The following is a 19,657-nucleotide window of genomic DNA, read 5'->3' on the forward strand; positions in this document are numbered from 1 at the left end:
GGCGCGCCGCATCCATCCACGCGGCGCGTCGCGCCCTCAACCGAACATGAGCGCCCGGTGCGCGGCCGCTCCCGCCATCGCACCATCGCCCACGGCCAACGCCACGTTGCCCGCGGCTCGTGCCGCATCACCGCAGGCGAACACACCGGGTACGGACGTCTGCTGCATGGCATCGACCCGCAGGTACGGCCCCATGGGTCCGTCGTCGAACGCACACCCTAAGGCTTCGGCGATCGGGCTCGCCATCTGCGTGCGCGGCGCGACGAAGAGGCCTGCGAGCGGCACCCGGCGCCCGTCGGCGAGCGCCACGGTTGCCTCGTCCTCGATGGCCACCACGCGGGCAGGCTCCAGCGTGACGCCACGGGCGTCGAGCGCGGCCCGATCGCTCTCACTCAACGTGATGGCCTCGTTCGTGAAGAACGTGACGGTGCCCCAGTCCGGCAGCATCAGGGCATGATGCAGCGACACCGGTCCCACGGCGAGCACGCCGATGTGCCCGCCATCGAGCTCGTAGCCATGGCAGTAGGGGCAATGAAACACGTGCTGGCCCCAGCGCGCTGCCACGCCCTCGATGGGCGGAAGTCCGTCGATCACGCCCGTGGCGAGCACGAGCTTGCGGGCCGATAGCGCAGTACCTTGCGCGAAGGACACGCGAAAGCCCTCTGCTGTGGCCGTCGCTTGCGTCGCCGTGGCGTCGCGCCACTCCACGTTCGGATACGCCAGCAACTGTGCCCGGGCGTCCGCCACGATCTCACCGGGCGAGCGGCCGTCCTGGCCCAGAAAACCATGTGAAGCGGACGCGAAGCGATTGCGTCGCTGGCCGGCATCGATCACCACGACTCGCCGGCGTGCGCGGGCCAGTTGCAGGGCAGCCGACAGACCAGCGTAGCTTCCGCCAATCACGGCGGCATCGGCCAGGGAGACGGGATCAATGGGCGGCATCCGGGGCTCCTTTGACACGCGCGAAGCGTCGATTGAAGTCGGCCGAGAGATCGGCCAGGGTCACGTCGGCAAGACGCGCGACGAGCAAGGCTTCTGCTTCACGCAAGGCAGCATCGAGGGCGGTATTGACCGCCTGCTCCACGAGGCAGGCCGGATGCTCGTTGCGATTGCCCAAGGCAAAGACCGCGGGGGCGCCCACGGCCACGTAGATGTCATGCAGCGTGACATGCGCAAGGTCGCAGGTGATCGACCAGCCACCGCCGTGGCCTTTGACGGCATCGACATACCCCAGCTCGCGAAGGCTGCCCAGCGTGCGACGAACGACGACCGGATTCGTATCGAGAAAGCCGGCGAGCTCCTCGGAGGTCATGGAACGGCCGCTGTGCGCCATGTGCAGCAGCACGTGCAGGATCGAGGAAAGTTTGCTGTCGCGTCTCATGTAACTCATGATATTACATGAAGCACGAACTGTCGAATGTCAGCACCTCTCCGAGATCACCGACTCACCCGCGCCCCTTTCACGCCACGAGGGAGCGCCTACTTCCAGGCAGGCAGGAACGCCGCGCCTGGCGGCGGCGCGGACGGCCGCCGGGTGCCCATCATGGCGCGCGACAGCCGGTTCGCCGCGTCGAGCACCAGGGCCTTGTGCGCTTGCAGACACGCTTCGGTCAGCCGGGAAATCGGGCCCGAGACACAGACGGCGCCCAGCAGCGTCCAGTTGATGCCATAGACGGGCGCGGAGATGCTCGACACCTCCGGATCGCGCTCACCGAGCGAGATCATGTAGCCCGAACGTCGGATCGTTTCATAGGGCTCACCAGGCTCTCCCGAGAACGCCAGGATCACCCGCCCCGGCCCGCCCAGCTCCAGCGGCAGCGCCGTGCCGACGCGCACGTGGTGGCGGATCGACTTGGGGCCCTCGATCCGCTGCACGCAGATGCGCTGATGGCCCTCGCGCACGTAGAACGTCGCGCTCTCGCCGGTCGCCGTGCTCAATTCGCGCAGCATCGGCTCGACGACGTCGTGCACGTTGAACGTGGCCTGATAGCACGCGCCCAGCCAGCCAGAGGCGCGTGCGAGCCGCCAGCTGCCGTCCGCGCGTTGTGCGAGGTAGTCGTCCAGCGCCAGTGTGCGCGCCAGGCGCAACACGGTGGAGCGGTGATACCCCGTTCGCCGACTCAGCTCTGCCAGGGTGAGCTGTGCGTCGTCAACGCCAAACGCCTCGAGGATGCGCATGGCACGGCGTACGGCAATGACCCCGTCATCATCACCGGAGGCCGCTTCTGACGGAATCTCTTTCATAGTGCGGAACATGTCTCATGGTACGAAACACGATTGTACTGTGTGGAACATACGACCACAATTCGCCCACTATCGATAACAACCTCGGAGACGACCATGACGCTGTTCCAATGCACCTTGCGCACCACGCTCCTCGCCTGCCTGCTGCTCCCGCTGGGCGCACAGGCCGCTTATCCGGAGCGCCCGATTCGCCTCGTCGTGCCGTTCCCCCCGGGCGGCGGCACAGACGCGATCGCCCGCCAGGCCGCGGTCAAGGTCGCCTCTGATACCGGTTCGACGCTGGTCATCGAGAACCGTCCTGGCGCAGGCGGCAACCTGGGCGTGGAAGCCGTCACCAACGCCAAGCCGGATGGCTACACCATCGTGATTGGCCAAACGAGCAATCTCGCGATCAACCCCACCCTCTACACCAAGCTCGGCTACGACCCCGAGCGCGACCTGACCCCCGTCGGGCTGATGGCCGAGGCGCCGCTGGTGCTGGCCGTGGCCGCCGATTCGCCGTATCAGACACTGGGCGACTTCATCGCCGCCGCCAAGAAGGACCCCGGCCACCTGAACTACGCCAGCTCGGGCAATGGCACCGTGTCGCACCTGGCCACCGAGCAGTTCCAGAAGGCGGCCGACATCCGTCTCACGCACATCCCCTACAAGGGTGCCTCGCAAGGCGTGAACGACCTGATCGGCGGCCAGATCCAGGCGTACATGTCGTCCATTCCGACGCTCATCGGCCATGTGAAGAACGGCAAGCTGCGCGCGCTGGCGGTGACGTCGGCAGCACGCACGGCGGACATGCCCGACGTGCCCACGTTCGCGGAATCGGGCGTGCCCGGCTTCGAAGCGGTGACCTGGTTCGGCCTGGCTGGCCCCGCCGGCATGCCCGAAGAAGCCGTCAACGCGCTGCATGCCGCCTTCGACAAGGCGCTCAAGGACGAGACAACCCGCCAGCAGTACCAGGCCCAGGGTGCAAACGTGCTCACCAGCACGCCCGCCGAGTTCGGCGAATTGATCCGACGCGAGCGCGTCCGCTGGGGCGAGATCGTGAGGGAATCCGGCGTCAGCGTGGACTGACGCGAGGCATCATGTCCGCGCTTGCCTTCACCCTGGGCACACAGCCCCCGGCAGTCGCTCTGCCCGCGCTCGCCTGCGATTGCCACGTCCACGTCTACGACGATCAGTACCCGGCGGCGCCCAATGCGCGGCTGCGGCCGCCCAACGCCACGCCGGTCCAGTACCGTGCGCTGCAGGCCAGGCTGGGCCTCACCCGCGTGGTCCTGGTGAACCCGTCGACATACGGCACGGACAACCGCGCGCTCTGTGCGGGCCTCGCGGCTTTCGGCAGCGCGAGCCGCGGGGTTGCTGTCATCGAAGGCCGCGAATCCGATGCCACGCTGCGCTCCTTGCACGCGCAGGGCGTGCGCGGCGTTCGCCTGAATCTGTCGCTCGGCGTAACCGGATCGCTCGATGACCTCGAAGCCCTCGCCCACCGGATCGCCGGCCTGGGCTGGCATCTGCAATTGCTCATGCCGCCCCAGCAACTCGCCGACGCCGCTCCCCGCCTCGCGCAGCTGCCCGTTCCCCTCGTCTTTGACCACTTCGCACGGCTGCCCTCGGCCACGGCGCTGACCGAATCCGCCCACGCGCATGTGCTGCGCCTGCAGGCTGCCGGCAAAGCCTGGGTGAAGCTGTCCGGCGGCTACATCGTCAGCCCTGAGCATCGGGTGAGCGACCCGACCCTCACGCCCCTGGCGCGCAGTTTCATCGACAACGCGCCCGAGCGCGTGATCTGGGGGAGCGACTGGCCCCATGCCACGTCATCGGCAGGCACCCACCCCTGGCCCGACGATGCCGAGCAACTGGACTGCCTCGCGCACTGGGCACAGACCCCGGCGCGACTGCAGCAGATCCTGGTGGACAACCCCAGCACCCTGTACGACTTCCCGGCGGACCCGAAGCTGGCCGCCGCGCCCATGATGGAGACACCATGAACCCGCTTCTGATCCCCCGGTCGGCCGCTTCCTTCCTCGCTGCCGCCCTGATGCTCGCGGCCCCGCTGGGCAACGCTGTCCACGCCGCCGACACCTGGCCCGATGGCCGCATGATCACCTGGGTCGTGCCCTTCCCGCCCGGCGGCACCACGGACGTCCTGGGCCGCACGATCGCCCAACGTCTGGGCCAGTCCCTGAACACGCAGGTCATCGTCGAGAACAAGGCGGGTGCCACCGGCACCATCGGCGCTGCCCAGGTGGCCCGCGCCGCCCCGGACGGCTACACCTTGCTTGGCACCTCGATCGGGCCGCAGACCATCGCGCCCCACCTGATGAAGCTCTCGTACGACCCGATTGGCGGCTTTGCGCCCGTGGTCACCATCGGGACGATCCCGCATCTATTGGTCGTCGGCAAGAACCAGCCGTTCCAGAACGTCCCGCACCTGCTTGAGGCGGCCAAGTCCAAGCCCGGCACGGTGGCCTTCGCCTCCGGCGGGCTTGGCACCGTTCTGCAGATGCAGGCGGAACTGCTCGGTCAGCAGACAGGCGCCCGCTTCCTGCACGTGCCCTACAAGGGCGACACCCCCGCGTTGCAGGACACGCTCGGCGGCCAGGTGCAATTCATGTTCGCACCGGTGACGGCCGCCTTGCCCCATGTCACGGCCGGCAATCTGCGCGCACTGGCCACCACGTCCGCGCAACGTCTGTCCGCCCTGCCCGACATCCCCACCATGACCGAGCTCGGCATGAAGGACTTCGTCGTCGAGCAATGGCAGGGCGTCTTCGCCCCGGCGGGCACACCGCCCGCCATCGTGGCGCGCCTGAACCGCGACATCGCCGCGGCGCTCAAGACGCCCGAGATCACCGAGCTCGCCGGCAAGCTCGGCGTCACGCTCGTGGGCGCCGCCCCGGAGGAACTCGGCGCGCGCCAGAAGGCCGACTCCGACAAATGGGCCAAGGTCATTCGCGACGGCGACATCAAAGCCGAATGACGGTGCATTTCCCCTCTCACGCCAACTTCTTTCTTTCGACGCCATGACCCAACTTCCCGACATCATCCGTGACATCGAGCGCGTCGCCCCCGACGTGGTCGCCAAGGCCGCCACCTTCCAGGCTGCCATCCTCGCCGACGTGGCAAGCCGCCGCGGCACCCTGAACGCGCGCGTCGCCCCGGTGCACGAACGCATGGCCCTGGCCGGTCCCGCCTTCACGGTGGAAGTGCGCCCGGGCGACAACCTGATGATCCACGCAGCCATTGCGCTCGCGCAGCCCGGTGACATCCTCGTCATCGACGGCAAGGGCGACCAGACGGCCGCCCTCATGGGCACGCTCATGCTGAGCGCCTGCAAGAAGCGCGGCCTGGGCGGCGTCGTGGTCGACGGCTCGATCCGCGATCGCCTGGAGATTCTCGATCTGGATTTCCCGGTATTCTGCGCCGGTTTCAATCCGGCCGGCCCGACGAAGTTCGTCCCCGGGCGCATCAACCACCCCATCTCGGCCGGCGGCACCGCCATCCAGCCTGGCGACCTGATCGTGGGCGACGCCGACGGCGTCGTGGTGATCGAGCGCGCCAAGGCGGCCGGCCTGATGGCACTCGCAGACAAGAAGGTGGCTGACGAGGCCGCACGGCTGGAGGCCATCGCGCAGGGCAACACGGCATCTGCCTGGCTGCCCGCCGCCCTCGTGGCCGCCGGCGTGCTCAAGCAAGGAGAGTCGCTGTGAGCCGTGCCACCATCCTGGTCACGGGTGCCGATCTCGCCCCACAGGCGGTGGCGCTGCTGGCTGACTACGACCTCGTCTACGCGGGCAAGACGCCCACCGAAGCCGACATCGTGGCCCTGTGCAGCCAGCACGATCCCGTTGCCATCATCGTGCGCTACAGCCGGGTGGACGCGCCCGCCATGGATGCCGCGCCTTCGCTCAAGGTGATCTCCAAGCACGGCAGCGGCACCGACACCATCGACAAAGCCGCGGCTGCGGCGCGCGGCATTGCGGTGGTTGCCGCTGTCGGCGCCAATGCGGCCGCCGTGGCCGAACAGGCCCTGGCGCTGATGCTGGCCTGCGCGAAATCCGTACCTCAGCTCGATGCACGTATGCATGCCGGTCACTGGGACAAGGCCACGCACAAGAGCCTGGAGCTTGGTGGGCGCACCGTCGGTCTCATCGGCGTGGGCGCGATCGGACTGCGCTTTGCGCGAATGGCCGCTGCCATGGACATGCGCGTGCTGGCATACGACCCCTTCGCCAAGACCTGGCCGCAAGGCGTCGAGCGTGCCGAGCTCGACGACATCTGGCGCGAGAGCGACGTCATCTCGCTGCACTGCCCGCTCACCGCGGACAACCGTCATCTCCTCAATACCGAGACGTTGGCCCGCTGCAAGCCCGGCGTCCTCATCGTCAACACGGCGCGTGGCGGCCTGATCGACGAATCGGCATTGTTGGACGCCCTGGATAGCGGACAGGTGCGGGCCGCTGGCCTGGACAGCTTCGCCGTGGAGCCGATGACGGCCGGCCACCCCTTCCAGCAACACGAGCGCATCATCCTCAGTCCACACATCGGTGGCGTGACGAGCGATGCCTACGTCAACATGGGCGTGAGCGCAGCGCGCAACGCCCTCGCCATCCTCGAGGCGTGACGCGCCAGACACCCGCCAACCTCTGCGGCCCGCGTCCGGGCCCTACCGCACCCCGGCCACCCTGCGCGCCGGGACAAGATTGGGAGACAGCCATGAAAATCCGTTCGTTGCCTTGCTTCGCCCCGGCGTTCGCCGCCGCCATCCTCGCCAGCGCCCCGGCGCTGGCCGCCTTCCCCGAGCGCGCCATCACCATCGTCGTGCCGTATGCCCCAGGCGGCGCCGCCGATGCGGTCGCGCGACTGCTCGCCACCGGCATGTCCGAACAATTGGGCACCTCGGTCATCGTGGACAACAAACCGGGCGCAAGCGGCACCATCGGCGAGGGCTACGTGGCCAACGCGGCGGCCGACGGCTACACCGTGCTGTACGACGCCACGCCCTACTCCATCAACCCGCATCTCTTTCCCAAGATGCCGTACGCCGCTGACGCGCTGCAGCCGCTCTCGCTCGTGCTGCTCGCGCCCAACGCGCTCGTCGTGCGCGCGGAGTCGCCCTTCAAGACCGTGCAGGACGTGGTGGAACACGCCAAGGCCAATCCGGGCAAGCTCGACTTCGCCTCGGGCGGCAGCGGCACCGTGCAACGCCTCGCGGCCGAGCTCCTGCGCCAGGGCCTGGGCCTGGACATGACCCATATCCCGTATCGCAGCGGTGGCCCCGCCCTGGTCGACGTGATGGGTGGCCAGGTGGACTTCATGTTCGCCACCGTGGCCGCGAGCTACCCGCTGATCTCCTCGGGCAAGCTGCGCGCGCTGGCCGCCAGCTCACCCGAGCGCTCGCCGCGCCTGCCGGACGTGCCGACCGTGGCCCAGACGGTGCTTCCGGGCTACGAAGCCTACGAGTGGAACGGCACCTTCGTGCCGGCAGGCACGCCGGCCGACGTCACCGAAAAGCTGCAGAAAGCCATTGCGACGGTGATCCAGTCCGATACCATGAAGCAGCGCCTGGCCGACCTGGGTGCCGCGCCCGTGGGCTCTACCTCGGCCGAGTTCGCCGCGTTCCTGAAGGACGAATCCACGAAGTGGGGCGAGGTCGTCGGGAAGGGCGATATCAAGCCGGATTGAGCCGCCGCGCCTCAACACCCCTCACCACATCGCATCGCCAGACCATGTTCCTTCTGACCCCGCCACGCATCCGGGCGCTCGAGCCCTTCACCACGCTGCCCGAGTCGTTCCGTCGCCGCGAGCGCAGCGACTGGGCCGACGCCAACCGCGGCGGCACGCCGACGGACTCGTTCCTGGAAGGCCCGGTCTTCGATGCAAAGGGGAATCTCTATGTGACCGACATCCCCTGGGGACGGATCTTTCGCATCGATCTCCAGGGCGCGTGGACACTCGTGGCCGAGTACGACGGCGAGCCCAACGGCATGAAGTTCCTCGATGCCGGGACGCTGCTGATCGCCGATTACAAGAATGGCCTGATGCGCCTGGACATCGCCTCGGGCACGGTGACGCCCTACCTCGCTCGCCGCAACAGCGAGCGCTTCAAGGGCGTGAACGATCTCGTCTTCGACCGCGCGGGCAACCTGTACTTCACCGATCAGGGCCAGAGCGGCCTGCACGACCCGACGGGCCGGCTGTACCGCCTGCGGCCAACCGGCCAGCTCGATCTGCTGCTCGGGAATGTGCCCAGCCCCAACGGCGTCGCGCTCTCGCCCGACGAGCGCATCCTGTACCTGGCCGTCACCCGCGGCAACGGGGTCTGGCGCGTGCCGCTGCTGCCGGACGGCAGCGTGTCCAAGGTGAGCCAGTGCTTCACATCCTATGGTCCGAGCGGCCCGGACGGTCTGGCCGTCGACACCGAGGGCCGCCTGCTCGTCGCCAATCCCGGCCTGGGCTATGTGTGGGTGCTCAATGGGCGCGCGGAGCCTGTGGAGGTGCTGCGGGGTGAGCCCGGCTGCTCGCTCACCAACCTCGCCTTCGGCGGGGCTGACCGGCGCGATCTCTTCGTGACCGACTCCACGCACGGACAGATCCTGCGCGCCCGCATGGAGGCACCAGGGTTGCCGATCGCACGGCCCGACCCCGCAGTCTGATCACGCCGCACCAGGGCCACGTATTGCGCGCCCGCGAGGCGCGCCACCGCCAGCGTCTTGGCGCCTACAATGCCGCATTCCCAGGCAGGAGTCGTCGGCATGGCCCATCTGCATGCGCTCCCGGTTCCGCGTGACCCGTACCCGACCGGGCACGGCATATTCCCCCGGGCTCGTCTGCGGGCGGCGCTGACGCTCACCGCAGTCTTGCTCCTGTCGGCCTGCGCGGCCACTCACCAACCCATGGGGCCCGCCAAACAGGCGGCCACACTCGCCCCCGGGGCCCTGATCGCCTACGACGGCGCCCGCCTGCCGTTGCGCCATTGGGATGCCGGCCCGTCACCCCGTGCCGTGGTGATCGCCCTGCACGGCATGAACGACTACGCAGAAGCCTTCGCCAGACCGGCCGATTGGTGGACCACGCAGGGCATCACCACCTATGCGTTCGATCAGCGCGGCTTCGGCGCCACGGATCGCCCGGGCATCTGGCCCGACGTGCCCACGCTGGCCGACGACCTGGACGCCGCCATCGCCGCCATCAACACGCGCCACCCGGGTGTGCCCCTCTTCGTACTGGGCGAGAGCATGGGCGGGGCCGTAGCGATCGCAGGCCTCACGCGCGCTGCCGCCGCCACGCCGCGTGGCCCTCAGATGGCAAGCCTGTCCGGCAACGCCACACCGCCCCCTCGCGTGGCCGGCCTCATTCTCTCCGCGCCCGCGCTCTGGGGACGGCAGACGATGAACCCCCTCTTCCGCCTCACCCTTTGGGCGGGCTATCACACCATGCCGGGCAAATACCTCACGCCGCCGCGTGGCCTGCGCATCGTCGCCTCCGACAACATCGAGATGCTGCGCGGCCTGGGCCGCGATCCGCTGGTCCTCAAGCGCACGCGGCTGGATGCCTTGCACGGGTTGGTCGATGTCATGACCGACGCCTACGACGGCCTCGCCCAGTTGCCACCGGATCTGCCTGTCCTGATGATGTATGGCCAGAACGAGCAAGTGCTCGATCGGGGTTCGGTGAACGATGCCGTGCGGCGTGTCCGCGAGGGCGTCATCGGCGAGCACGTCCGGCTGGCGATCTACGATCATGGCTATCACCTGCTGCTGCGCGACCTGTGCGCGCAGACCGTGTGGACGGATGTGCTCGCCTGGGTGCAGGATTCAGACGCGGCACTGCCCAGCGGCGCCGATACGACGCGCTGGGCAGATACCACCCCGGCCACGCCGACGCAGCCGCCGGCGTGCGCGGCCACCGCGCCGCGCGGCGTTGCCACGGGCGGTGACCGGTCACCGCGGGATGACGCCTCAATTCACGAGGATCATGCGTTCGACCTCGAACTCCACCTTGTTGCGCCCCTTGTCGAGTTCACCCAGCAACTCCACGCGCTGCTCGGCACTCACCGTCTGCCCGCGCGGAAAGTCCTTGTCGTCGATCTCGACCGTGATGCGGCCCGTATCGTCCTCCAGCGTGTAGCGCTCGTCGCCGTCATAGGACACGAGCCTGCCCTGCACCCGCGCGTGCTGGTCGTCGCGCCCTTCATCGAGCAGTTGCTTCACCGTCATGAGCGGTGCGCTGCTGGGGCCGCTGTAGCTGCCGTGCGCGGCGGGCTGTTGGCTGCCCGGGCCGGTATAGCCTGCGGGCTGCGCCACAGCGGCAGCCGTACCCACACCCAGCAGGGCGACGAGAGCGAGCGAGGAACGAAGATGCTTCATGCGGATGACTCCTTCAAGGTTGGTCGAGCGCGCGTCTGAACGCGCCGTACCCATATTGAGCGCCACCAACCTGAAGGGAATCTGAGGATGCCGCGTCAACCGGCAGGAAAATCCAGGATCACACTGAGGCCCCTGCCGTCGAGGCCATCCTCGACGTGAAAACGCGCGTCGTGCAGCGCGGCGATACGTGCCACGATCGACAACCCGAGGCCGTTGCCCGTGCGGCCCGTGCCCAGCACGCGAAAGAATCGCTCGCCCAGACGCGCGCGTTCGGCAAGCGGCACGCCCGGGCCATCGTCGCGCACCGCCAGCCGAACGCCGCCCCCGGAAAGCGCCACCGTCTCCACGCAGATGCGACCGCCCGGGTTCCCATAGCGCACCGCGTTGTCGATGAGATTGCGCAGTGCGCTCGCCAGCAGCACCGGCGCAGCGCGTATCTGCGGCACGGCCAGTGCGCGCGTCAAGATCATCTCGCGCGCTCGGGCCGCCGACAGATCCAGCGTATCCAACACGCCCGCGATCGATACCGACTCACGCACCAATGGCTCGGCCTGCGGCTCCAGGCGCGCGAGGGCCAGCAGGCTCTCTACTAGCGCGGTACAGCGGTCCACGTCGGCACGCAGGGACTGCAACGATGCTGCCGGCAACGTGAGCTCACGCTCGATCACCTGCACCCGCATGCGCAAGGCGGCCAGCGGCGTGCGCAACTCGTGCGCCGCATCGCTCGTGAAGCGCCGCTCGCTGTCCAACGCGCCCCCCAGGCGCGCCAGCAACGCGTTCAACGCCTGCAGGATCGGCTCGAGCTCGCGCGGCGGATTCGCCGCCTCGACCGGTGACAGATCCTGCGGGGATTTGGCGGCAATCCGCTGGGCCGTCTCCTCGAGCGGGCGCAACAGCCGGCGGATCAGCCACCAGCTCAGCCCGCCCAGCAGCGTGAGCAGGGCCAGCGCGGGCCAGGCGAGATTCGCCGCGAGATCTTCGAGCAACTCCAGCCGTTCTTCCATGGGCTGCCCCACCTGGGCGCTCACCCCGCCCTCGCCGCGGCGTACGTGCACGCGCCACAGCTCGCCCTGCGTCCACACCGTGCTGAAGCGCTTGTCGCGCGGAATGTCGCTCACGAACGGCGTCTTGGGCGTGTCGTCGGCACGCAGCAGTACGCGAGCGTCGCGGTCCACGAGTTGGTAATACATGCGCAGGCGCACTTCCTCCCCACGGCGCGAGCGCAGTTCATCGTCGTCGCCGACCGCGCCGTCGACATCCACCCCCAGCTGGAGTACGAGCCGCGAGCCCTCCTCCAGCGCGTCGTCGAACACGTCGCTCGCGGCAAACCACGACACCGCGATCACCACGCCCACGCTCACCAGCCACAGGCCCACGCTCGTGCCCATCACCGTCCAGAGCAGACGCCGACGCAGGGACCACCCGGGCTCCGACGCTGCGGCACGGGGTTGGCGTCGCCGCCAGGCAGGCCACCTCATGCCTGGACCAACCCATAGCCCTGATTGCGCACAGTCACGATGAAGCTGCTGCCGAGCTTCTTGCGCAGATTGGAGATGTGCACTTCGATCGCGTTGCTCTCGACTTCCTCACCCCAGCCGTACAAGGCCTCCTCGAGCTGCGCGCGAGCCAGGATGTGCGTGGGCCGCCGCATGAGCGCCTGCAACACGGCAAATTCACGTGCCGTGAGGCTGACCACCGTGCCGGCGCGCGTGACGCGCTTGGCGGCCGGGTCGAGCACCACGTCCGCGTGGCTCAGTGCCGGCACCGCCTGCCCCTCGGCCCGACGCAGCACCGCCCTGACGCGGGCCGACAGCTCTTCCAGATCGAACGGTTTGACGAGGTAGTCGTCCGCGCCCAGATCGAGCCCTTGCACGCGGTCGGCCAGGGTGTCGCGCGCCGTGATCACGATCACGGGCAGCTGTCGGCGCGCCGTGGCGCCGCGCAGCGCGGCCAACACCACGTCACCATCGAGTCCCGGCAGGCCGCGATCCAGCAACACGACGCCGTAGTCATGCGTGGCCAGGGCGCTGGCCGCTTGATCGCCCCGCTGAAGCCAGTCGACGGCATAGCCATCCATCTGCAGCCAGGATTGCAGGGATTCGCCCAGCGAGGGGTCATCTTCGAGAAGGAGTAGGCGCATCGGTCGAGGGTAGTTGCGGAAGCTGAAGCCAGGCTGACGTCCAACGACACATGGCGCGGGCGCCGCGCATCGCATGTGCCCGCTAGAATGGCTGAGCGACAGTCGATCCGGGGACTCATGATAGCGCCGCGCCCTTGCCCGCCCCTGCTTGCCCGCCTCCTGCGCGAGGTGCCGCGCCGGTACGCACTGCCGCCCCACCCGGCGGATGCCATCGCGCAGGGCGCGGGCGGCCCCACGGCGCGTCTTGCCATCGTGATCGAAGCCACGCGCGCCGCGCTCTGCGCCGGCGACGCGCCTGACAACACCTTGCGCGACGCCTTTCTCGACGCCCTGGCGCAATTGCTCGCCGATGCCGTGCGGCCCGACCGCGGAGACCCGGCCTTCCAGGCCCTGCTGCTGCGCGATGCCGTGCCCCACGTCCGGGAGTTCGCCGCCTTGTCAGCGCAGGCCGAACGCGACCGGCGCGACATCCGCCAGGCGGTCAATGCCATTGCTCACCCCGCCAAGCAGCAGCGCTCCGCCGCGGGGTTGCGCGAGCGGCTGGGCCTCTGGCACGCGCTCGCCACGGCCCAGTCCTGGTCTGCCCTGGCGGACGCTCTGCAGCTGCCGTTGCCTGCCGCCGCGCTGGACAAGGCCAGTGCCCACGGCCTGGCGCGCCTGCGCGACACCGCCGCGTTGACGCGACTCGTGCGCCTGGATCAATTGAGCGACGACGCCCACGTGCAGCACTATCAGGCCCTGTGGGAACGCACCGGTCCTCGCCCAGGCACCACGCCGCGGCCGAGCAGGGCCGGGTCAACCAGGCTCGCGGCAACGCCGTCGAAGCCGCCACTGCCGAGGCCTTGCGACGGCTGGCCCAGTGCCTGGACACGGCAGAACACAGCCCCGGTCGCTACCGTGTCATCACCTCGGTGCGGGTGCCACCCACCCTGCCCGGCCATGCCGAGTACGCCAAGACGGAATGGGATGCCATCCTGCTGCGTCGTGCAGACGACACCGAATCCGCCGATGCCGCCTGGGACGTGTGCCTGCTGGCCGAGGCCAAGGCCTCCGTTGATGCCGCGACCACCGATCTCCCCCGGCTTGCCCGCGGGCTTCGGTTGCTGGGCAGCGCGCAGGCTGCGGCCTATCCGTTCGAGACCCGGGAAGGCACGGTGTGGCTTCGCGGGGCCAGCCTTGCCACGCTGGAAGACGACGAGGCGGCCCTGCCTGACGTCGTACTGTATTGCTGCGATGCACCGGCCGAGCCCGCGCCACGCCTGCTCGGTGCCGCCCATCGCATGCAGCTGCTGTCTGCCCCGGCAAGCCTGGCCTACGCCAACGGATTGGCGAGTGGGAAGGCTGCTGACCCCAGCCGCCTGGCTCCGGTGTGGACGCAGCTGCTGGAGGCGACCGCCTGGCGGCCGGTGCTCACCCAATACACCCGGCTGCGACAGGTGCGTGCGTTGATGGTCCATGTGGGTGACTTGGTAGACGCGCTCGGCTGACACCAGGCCTGCACCGACTCGAACGGTACGGCCTGCCTGAGAGCCACGACGGCCAGGCGCCCACGGGCCGACCCGGCGGCTCCCCCGCGGTCGCCACAAGCGCTCGTCAGTTCATACGCCCCAGTCGTACGACGTGGACGATGCCGTCAAGCCAGCGCTCGTGCCTTCAGGTGCTCGACGAGCCACTGCACTGGGCCAGGAGCATCCACCGATGCCCGGGTGACGATCACGAATTGCCGGCGCGCCCAGTCCTCGGCCAGCGGCACGAACGCGATGGCATCGGCTCTTGCGTGCCCAGACGCCGCCTCGCGCGGCAACACCGCTGGCCCCAGGCCTGCGGCCACGAAGCGCACGGCCGCATCGATGCCCGATACTTCGACGCGATGCACCAGGGGACGGCCCAACCGGGCCGCCTCCCGCCGCAACAGCGTGTCGACCATGCCGCCCGGGGCCACGCCCACGGCACTCTGCGCCAGCACATTCTCAAAGCTCACCTCAGTTGCGCCCGCCAAGTCGTGATCGCGGCGCACGGCGAGGCACAACTGGTCGCGTCGATAGGGAGCCACGGCAAGATCCCCGGGATCGCTCGCATCCCAGAGCACGCCCACGTCGGCCGCACCATCACGCACGGCCCGCAACACCTCCGGGCTCACGCGCTCTTCCGTGGACACCTGCACCCGCGGGTGCGCCGTCAGGAAGGTGCCGATATCCTCGGCCAGATCCTCGGCAAGCACAGCGGTCGTCGCCACTACACGCACATGCCCCTGAACACCACTCGCGTAGTCCTTCAAGTCCGCATCCAGACGATCCAGCGCGCGCAGGATCTCGCGCGCCTGCCGCAACAAGGTCTCGCCAGCAGGCGACGGCCGAATGCCGCGTCGCCCGCGCACGAGCAGCGGCGCACCGATATCGTCCTCGATGGCGGCAATGCGCCGGCTCACGGCCGACGCCACGATCGCCTCTCGCTCGGCAGCGCGCGCGATGCTGCCCTCCTCGCACACGGCCACGAAGAGCCGCAGCGTCACCACATCGATCGATCTAGCCATGCCGAATCAGCAATTTTCTCGTGACGAAAGAGCGAACATAGCATGCGCGGACATGGCTACCATGCGTCATCGGGTCACACTTGCCGTGCCCCACCTGCCTTATCCGGAGCGCCCACCATGCCCCCACGCACCCTCTACGACAAACTCTGGGACGACCACGTCGTCCACACCGAAGACGACGGCACCGCCATCCTCTACATCGACCGCCACCTGGTCCACGAGGTGACGAGCCCGCAGGCCTTCGAGGGACTGCGTCTGGCCGACCGCAAGCTGTGGCGCATCAGCAGCGTGGTGGCTACCGCCGATCACAACACCCCCACCACGGGCTGGGACCGTCGCTACGACGGCATCGAAGATCCGATCAGCCGGCAGCAGCTCGAAACCCTCGACGCCAACATCGCAACCTTCGGCGCTGCCGCCTACTACCCGTTTCGCGATCCGAACCAGGGCATCGTGCACGTCGTGGGCCCCGAGACCGGCGCGACGCTCCCCGGCATGACGGTGGTCTGTGGGGATTCGCATACCTCCACGCACGGCGCGTTCGGCGCGCTGGCTCATGGCATCGGCACCAGCGAGGTCGAGCACGTCATGGCCACGCAGACGTTGCTCGCGCGCAAGGCGAAGAACATGCTCGTGCGCGTGGACGGTGCGCTCGGCACCGGGGTGACCGCCAAGGACGTCGTGCTGGCCGTGATCGGCCGCATCGGCACGGCCGGTGGCACTGGCTACACGATCGAATTCGCCGGCTCGACGATCGAAGCCATGAGCATGGAGGGCCGGATGACCGTGTGCAACATGGCCATCGAAGCCGGCGCGCGCTCGGGTCTGGTCGCCGTGGACGACACGACGCTGGCGTATCTCGAAGGCCGCCCCTTCACGCCCAAGGGCGCGGATTGGGACGCCGCCGTCGCCTACTGGCGCACCCTGCACTCGGACGAGGGTGCGCACTTCGATGCCGTCGTCACGCTCGACGCGGCCAGCATCTCGCCGCAGGTCACCTGGGGCACCAGCCCCGAGATGGTGCTGCCGATCGGCGAGCACGTGCCGGACCCGGCCAGCGAAGCCGACGCCACGCGCCGCGGTGCCATGGAACGCGCCCTCACCTACATGGGCCTCGAAGCCCGTCAGCCCATCACGGACATCACCGTCGACAAGGTGTTCGTGGGCTCCTGTACGAACAGCCGCATCGAAGATCTGCGCGAGGCCGCCGAGATCGTGCGCCGCACCGGTCGCCGCGTGGCGCCCGGCATCAAGCTCGCGATGGTGGTGCCAGGCTCCGGTCAGGTCAAGGCACAGGCCGAACGCGAAGGGCTGCACGAGGTGTTCACCAACGCGGGCTTCGCCTGGCGCGAGCCTGGCTGCAGCATGTGCCTGGCCATGAACGCCGACCGCCTGGAACCCGGCGAGCGCTGCGCGAGCACCAGCAACCGCAACTTCGAAGGGCGCCAGGGCGCCGGCGGCCGCACCCACCTGGTAAGCCCGGCCATGGCGGCAGCCGCTGCCTTGTACGGACATTTCGTCGACGTGCGCGACATCGCCTGAGGAACCAGTCATGCAAGCCTTCACACAACACAACGGCCGCGTCGTCCCGCTTGACCGGGCCAACGTCGACACGGACGCCATCATCCCCAAGCAGTTCCTGAAGTCGATCCACCGCACGGGTTTCGGCCCCCACCTCTTCGATGCGTGGCGTTACCACGACCGCGGCGAACCGGGCATCGATCCCGAATCGCGCACGCCCAATCCGGATTTTGTGCTGAACCGGCCGGAATACGCAGGCGCCAGCATTCTGCTCGCCCGCGAGAATTTCGGCTGCGGCTCCAGCCGCGAGCACGCGCCCTGGGCGCTCGCGCAATACGGCATTCGCGCCATCATCGCGCCCAGCTACGCCGACATTTTCTTCAACAACTGCTTCAAGAACGGCCTGCTGCCCATCGTGCTGGACGCCGCACAGGTCGACACCCTCTTCGAACGGGTGGCAGCCGCACCCGGCATGGCGTTCACGATCGATCTGGAGAACCAGAGCGTCATCGCTTCCGACGACATCCGATACCCGTTCTCCGTGGATGCGTTTCGCAAGCACTGCCTGTTGAATGGCTATGACGACATCGAGCTCACGCTGCGGCATGCCGACACGATCCGCGCGTTCGAGTCCGCCCGCACGGCGCGCATGCCGTGGCTGACCTATACGCAAGCCTGACAAATGGGCAGGCACCGGGTGCCGGATCCGAGGTGTCGGGTGTCAGGTTGCCGGGGCTGAGGTAGCCCCGACGCCGCGATGGCATACACGGGATAGCGCTGGCCCTTTCGCAGTCCTGCCGCGCCATGAGCGATTCGACGGCAGGCACGCGGGCTTCGCGTCGGGCGGCGCAGATTGGCCGCCCAACGCCATGTCACCCTGTCACTGGCGTTGCACCCACATGCACCACTCGCCCTTCGATCGGGTGGCCCGGGTCCGTATACCCAGGCGTGGAAGCATGGCCGGCCGCCACGAGGCGGTCGACCAGGGCTTCATCCTCGGCCGTGAAGGCGTAGTCCAACGCCTTCACATAGCTCTCCCACTGCGCGAACGTGCGCGGCCCTGCAATGGCCGAGGTGATGAGACGGTTGTTCAGCACCCAGCCCAGCGCAAACGCCACAGGATCCACGCCGCGTGCCGTCACATGCTCGCGAATGGCGCGTGCAATGTCCACTGACTCCTTGCGCCATTCGGTCTCGAGCAGCCGCTTGTCCTGCCGCGCCGCACGCGAGCCTTCCGGCGCGGCATCGACGGAATCGTACTTGGCCGTCAGGATGCCGCGGGCGAGCGGGCTGTACGACACCGTGCCCAGCCCATACGCATGCGCTGCGGGCAGCTGCTCGGCTTCCGCCGTGCGGCTTACCAGGTTGTAGAGCGGTTGACTCGCCACCGGCCGGTCGATGCCCTCGGCATCGGCCAGATGCGCGACTTCCGCAATACGCCAGCCCCGGAAGTTGGACACGCCGAAGTACCGCACCTTGCCTGCCCGGATGAGGTCGGCGATGGCACGCACACCTTCTCCCAACGGTGCCTGAAAATCCGTGCGATGAAAGTAAAGGATGTCGATGTAATCCGTGCCCAGGCGTCGCAGACTGCCCTCGACGGACTCAATGATCCACTTGCGCGACGTGCCGCGCTGATTGATGCCCGGGCCGAAGGGATTGCCGAACTTGGTCGCCAGCACCCAATGATCACGATCCTCGCGGATCGCCCGGCCCACCACCTCTTCCGTCCGGCCGTTCTGGTAGACGTCCGCGGTATCCAGGAAGTTGACGCCGTTGGCCTTGGCGTGCGCGATGATCTCATGCGAGGTGGCTTCGTCCGTCGGGCCACCGAACATCATGGTGCCCAGGGTGAGACGGGAGACTTGCAGGGCGCTGCGCCCAAGATAGCGATAGCTCATGACGGGATGGCGATCCGAGTGCGCACGCAGGCGCGAAGCGTCCCATGCTAAGGACGACGGCCCGCTCGGTCAATGACGTAGCCCGCTGCAAGCGCCTCAGCCGCCAGAAAGCACTGCAGCGCGCGGGCTCTCCACAGAAGCAGGCCCGTTTCGTATGAGCTGGCATCCAGCACCGCCTTCGCAAGAGCGTGACCGTATACTCGTCGACACCCTAGCGCGTCGGCAAGCCATCATTCGAGGACAGGCGTGCCATCATTCAACCGCCGGATTCGGGCTCCAGGCGCCCATCAAAACCGCGACTGCCCACCGACAATCCATGAACGTCACTGTCTTTTCCCCTCAGAGCGCGGCCCACGTGCTGCTTCAGGCCGAACGCGGTGGCGCGTTGCTCGCCGCCCTGCCCGACACGGCTCGCCCTGCCGATCTGCTGCAGGGCTACGACATCCAGGATGCCGTCATCGCCGCCCGCGGCACGCCCCGTGCCGGCTGGAAGCTGGGCGTGGGCAGCCCGGCACAGTTGAAGGCCAACGACCTGCATCGCCCCTTGATCGGTCAGCTGGCCGCTGAACGCTGTCACGGCAATGGCGCGCAGCTGCGCATGCCGACTGCGGACCCCGTCACCATCGAATGCGAAATCGCCTTCGTCCTAGCACGCGACATCCCGCCCGAGCGCGGCCGCGCACCCTCCGCTGCAGACGTGAAGCATGCGTGCGTCACGCTGCCAGCCGTTCAACATCAGCGGCCAGGGGCACGTGATCCATGTGACGTATGCCGGCGGCGAACTACGCGCCGAGCTAACGTAATACGCACCGCATCACACGGTTCATATTGTTGGCACAAACCGTTGGCACAAAGCACAAAGCCCCGGATCCTTACGGATACGGGGCTTCATGGGAATAAATGCCTGACGATGACCTACTTTCACAGACGTCCGTCCACTATCATCGGCGCA

The 19,657-nt window shown here is 68.3% G+C and carries 17 protein-coding genes and 3 pseudogenes; 12 read left to right on the forward strand and 8 right to left on the reverse strand.

What is annotated here, in order from left to right:
* Positions 1-36: 36 nt before the first annotated feature.
* The 3 genes from IMZ29_RS01505 to IMZ29_RS01515 all read right to left on the reverse strand — a co-directional run bounded on the left by IMZ29_RS01505 (position 37) and on the right by IMZ29_RS01515 (position 2,244).
* Complete coding sequence (locus IMZ29_RS01505; RefSeq protein ID WP_216179529.1) at positions 37-942, reverse strand: NAD(P)/FAD-dependent oxidoreductase; 906 nt, start codon at positions 940-942, stop codon at positions 37-39.
* Positions 929-1,381, reverse strand: coding sequence for an Rrf2 family transcriptional regulator (locus tag IMZ29_RS01510; RefSeq protein ID WP_216179604.1), 453 nt, complete (start codon positions 1,379-1,381; stop codon positions 929-931). The genes IMZ29_RS01505 and IMZ29_RS01510 overlap by 14 nt, the downstream gene beginning before the upstream one ends.
* A gap of 98 nt (positions 1,382-1,479) precedes the next feature.
* Positions 1,480-2,244, reverse strand: coding sequence for an IclR family transcriptional regulator (locus tag IMZ29_RS01515; RefSeq protein ID WP_216179531.1), 765 nt, complete (start codon positions 2,242-2,244; stop codon positions 1,480-1,482).
* Between the two features lie 96 nt (positions 2,245-2,340).
* On the opposite strand from IMZ29_RS01515, the gene IMZ29_RS01520 reads away from it, so the two are divergent.
* From IMZ29_RS01520 to IMZ29_RS22500, 8 genes and pseudogenes are all read left to right on the forward strand, one after another.
* Entirely contained in the window at positions 2,341-3,312 is a 972-nt protein-coding gene (locus IMZ29_RS01520) for a Bug family tripartite tricarboxylate transporter substrate binding protein (RefSeq protein ID WP_216179533.1), read from the forward strand.
* Between the two features lie 11 nt (positions 3,313-3,323).
* Positions 3,324-4,229, forward strand: a complete 906-nt coding sequence (locus IMZ29_RS01525; RefSeq protein WP_216179535.1) for an amidohydrolase family protein — start codon at positions 3,324-3,326, stop codon at positions 4,227-4,229.
* A 50-nt stretch (positions 4,230-4,279) separates the two neighbouring features.
* Entirely contained in the window at positions 4,280-5,221 is a 942-nt protein-coding gene (locus tag IMZ29_RS01530) for a Bug family tripartite tricarboxylate transporter substrate binding protein (RefSeq protein ID WP_253206652.1), read from the forward strand.
* Between the two features lie 43 nt (positions 5,222-5,264).
* The gene (locus IMZ29_RS01535) at positions 5,265-5,951 is read left to right on the forward strand and encodes an RraA family protein (protein WP_216179539.1); all 687 of its coding nucleotides are present in this window, start codon (positions 5,265-5,267) and stop codon (positions 5,949-5,951) included.
* Positions 5,948-6,865 carry an NAD(P)-dependent oxidoreductase gene (locus IMZ29_RS01540; protein ID WP_216179541.1) on the forward strand — a complete coding sequence of 306 codons (918 nt, stop codon included), beginning with the start codon at positions 5,948-5,950 and terminating at the stop codon, positions 6,863-6,865. Before IMZ29_RS01535 ends, IMZ29_RS01540 begins: the two co-directional genes overlap by 4 nt.
* 92 nt (positions 6,866-6,957) lie before the next feature.
* Positions 6,958-7,926, forward strand: a complete 969-nt coding sequence (locus tag IMZ29_RS01545; protein WP_216179543.1) for a tripartite tricarboxylate transporter substrate binding protein — start codon at positions 6,958-6,960, stop codon at positions 7,924-7,926.
* Between the two features lie 44 nt (positions 7,927-7,970).
* Positions 7,971-8,897 (forward strand): SMP-30/gluconolactonase/LRE family protein, encoded by a 927-nt coding sequence (locus tag IMZ29_RS01550; protein WP_216179545.1) that lies wholly within the window; start codon positions 7,971-7,973, stop codon positions 8,895-8,897.
* 240 nt (positions 8,898-9,137) lie between these two features.
* A pseudogene (locus IMZ29_RS22500) lies at positions 9,138-9,998 on the forward strand (alpha/beta fold hydrolase); the annotation flags it as partial.
* A 204-nt stretch (positions 9,999-10,202) separates the two neighbouring features.
* On the opposite strand, the gene IMZ29_RS01555 reads toward IMZ29_RS22500, so the two are convergent.
* From IMZ29_RS01555 to IMZ29_RS01565, 3 genes are read right to left on the reverse strand one after another with little or no spacing between them, the layout of a single operon-like run.
* Positions 10,203-10,664 (reverse strand): YgiW/YdeI family stress tolerance OB fold protein, encoded by a 462-nt coding sequence (locus IMZ29_RS01555; RefSeq protein ID WP_371820060.1) that lies wholly within the window; start codon positions 10,662-10,664, stop codon positions 10,203-10,205.
* Between the two features lie 41 nt (positions 10,665-10,705).
* Positions 10,706-12,088 carry an ATP-binding protein gene (locus tag IMZ29_RS01560; RefSeq protein WP_253206631.1) on the reverse strand — a complete coding sequence of 461 codons (1,383 nt, stop codon included), beginning with the start codon at positions 12,086-12,088 and terminating at the stop codon, positions 10,706-10,708.
* Entirely contained in the window at positions 12,085-12,750 is a 666-nt protein-coding gene (locus IMZ29_RS01565; protein ID WP_216179547.1) for a response regulator transcription factor, read from the reverse strand. The genes IMZ29_RS01560 and IMZ29_RS01565 overlap by 4 nt, the downstream gene beginning before the upstream one ends.
* Positions 12,751-12,870: 120 nt before the next feature.
* Between IMZ29_RS01565 and IMZ29_RS01570 the strand changes: the two are divergent.
* Positions 12,871-14,237 (forward strand): annotated as a pseudogene (locus tag IMZ29_RS01570) (3-deoxy-D-arabino-heptulosonate 7-phosphate synthase).
* 146 nt (positions 14,238-14,383) lie between these two features.
* Here the strand turns inward: IMZ29_RS01570 and IMZ29_RS01575 are convergent.
* The gene (locus IMZ29_RS01575) at positions 14,384-15,283 is read right to left on the reverse strand and encodes a LysR family transcriptional regulator (RefSeq protein ID WP_216179549.1); all 900 of its coding nucleotides are present in this window, start codon (positions 15,281-15,283) and stop codon (positions 14,384-14,386) included.
* A 117-nt stretch (positions 15,284-15,400) separates the two neighbouring features.
* On the opposite strand from IMZ29_RS01575, the gene leuC reads away from it, so the two are divergent.
* Together leuC and leuD are read left to right on the forward strand one after the other, a co-directional pair.
* Positions 15,401-16,825, forward strand: coding sequence for a 3-isopropylmalate dehydratase large subunit (gene leuC, locus IMZ29_RS01580; protein ID WP_216179552.1), 1,425 nt, complete (start codon positions 15,401-15,403; stop codon positions 16,823-16,825).
* Between the two features lie 10 nt (positions 16,826-16,835).
* On the forward strand, positions 16,836-17,483 hold the full coding sequence (gene leuD / locus IMZ29_RS01585) for a 3-isopropylmalate dehydratase small subunit (RefSeq protein ID WP_216179554.1): 648 nt from the start codon (positions 16,836-16,838) through the stop codon (positions 17,481-17,483).
* A gap of 193 nt (positions 17,484-17,676) precedes the next feature.
* Here the strand turns inward: leuD and IMZ29_RS01590 are convergent, their stop codons facing one another.
* A complete protein-coding gene (locus IMZ29_RS01590; RefSeq protein WP_216179556.1) occupies positions 17,677-18,705 on the reverse strand; it encodes an aldo/keto reductase in 1,029 nt (342 codons plus the stop codon).
* A 316-nt stretch (positions 18,706-19,021) separates the two neighbouring features.
* Here IMZ29_RS01590 and IMZ29_RS01595 point away from each other — a divergent pair.
* Positions 19,022-19,657 (forward strand): annotated as a pseudogene (locus IMZ29_RS01595) (hypothetical protein); the annotation flags it as partial.

The organism is Verticiella alkaliphila (genome assembly GCF_018904615.1).
GTDB lineage: Bacteria > Pseudomonadota > Gammaproteobacteria > Burkholderiales > Burkholderiaceae_B > Verticiella > Verticiella alkaliphila.

Coding starts and splice junctions, on each gene's coding strand:
- IMZ29_RS01530 (WP_253206652.1), top strand. CDS start 4,280: ATGCTCGCGGCCCCGCTGGGCAACGCTGTCCACGCCGCCGACACCTGG.
- IMZ29_RS01505 (WP_216179529.1), bottom strand. CDS start 942: ATGCCGCCCATTGATCCCGTCTCCCTGGCCGATGCCGCCGTGATTGGC.
- IMZ29_RS01515 (WP_216179531.1), bottom strand. CDS start 2,244: ATGAAAGAGATTCCGTCAGAAGCGGCCTCCGGTGATGATGACGGGGTC.
- IMZ29_RS01560 (WP_253206631.1), bottom strand. CDS start 12,088: ATGAGGTGGCCTGCCTGGCGGCGACGCCAACCCCGTGCCGCAGCGTCG.
- leuD (WP_216179554.1), top strand. CDS start 16,836: ATGCAAGCCTTCACACAACACAACGGCCGCGTCGTCCCGCTTGACCGG.
- IMZ29_RS01550 (WP_216179545.1), top strand. CDS start 7,971: ATGTTCCTTCTGACCCCGCCACGCATCCGGGCGCTCGAGCCCTTCACC.
- IMZ29_RS01590 (WP_216179556.1), bottom strand. CDS start 18,705: ATGAGCTATCGCTATCTTGGGCGCAGCGCCCTGCAAGTCTCCCGTCTC.
- IMZ29_RS01565 (WP_216179547.1), bottom strand. CDS start 12,750: ATGCGCCTACTCCTTCTCGAAGATGACCCCTCGCTGGGCGAATCCCTG.
- IMZ29_RS01510 (WP_216179604.1), bottom strand. CDS start 1,381: ATGAGACGCGACAGCAAACTTTCCTCGATCCTGCACGTGCTGCTGCAC.
- IMZ29_RS01545 (WP_216179543.1), top strand. CDS start 6,958: ATGAAAATCCGTTCGTTGCCTTGCTTCGCCCCGGCGTTCGCCGCCGCC.
- IMZ29_RS01575 (WP_216179549.1), bottom strand. CDS start 15,283: ATGGCTAGATCGATCGATGTGGTGACGCTGCGGCTCTTCGTGGCCGTG.
- leuC (WP_216179552.1), top strand. CDS start 15,401: ATGCCCCCACGCACCCTCTACGACAAACTCTGGGACGACCACGTCGTC.
- IMZ29_RS01535 (WP_216179539.1), top strand. CDS start 5,265: ATGACCCAACTTCCCGACATCATCCGTGACATCGAGCGCGTCGCCCCC.
- IMZ29_RS01555 (WP_371820060.1), bottom strand. CDS start 10,664: ATGGGTACGGCGCGTTCAGACGCGCGCTCGACCAACCTTGAAGGAGTC.
- IMZ29_RS01520 (WP_216179533.1), top strand. CDS start 2,341: ATGACGCTGTTCCAATGCACCTTGCGCACCACGCTCCTCGCCTGCCTG.
- IMZ29_RS01525 (WP_216179535.1), top strand. CDS start 3,324: ATGTCCGCGCTTGCCTTCACCCTGGGCACACAGCCCCCGGCAGTCGCT.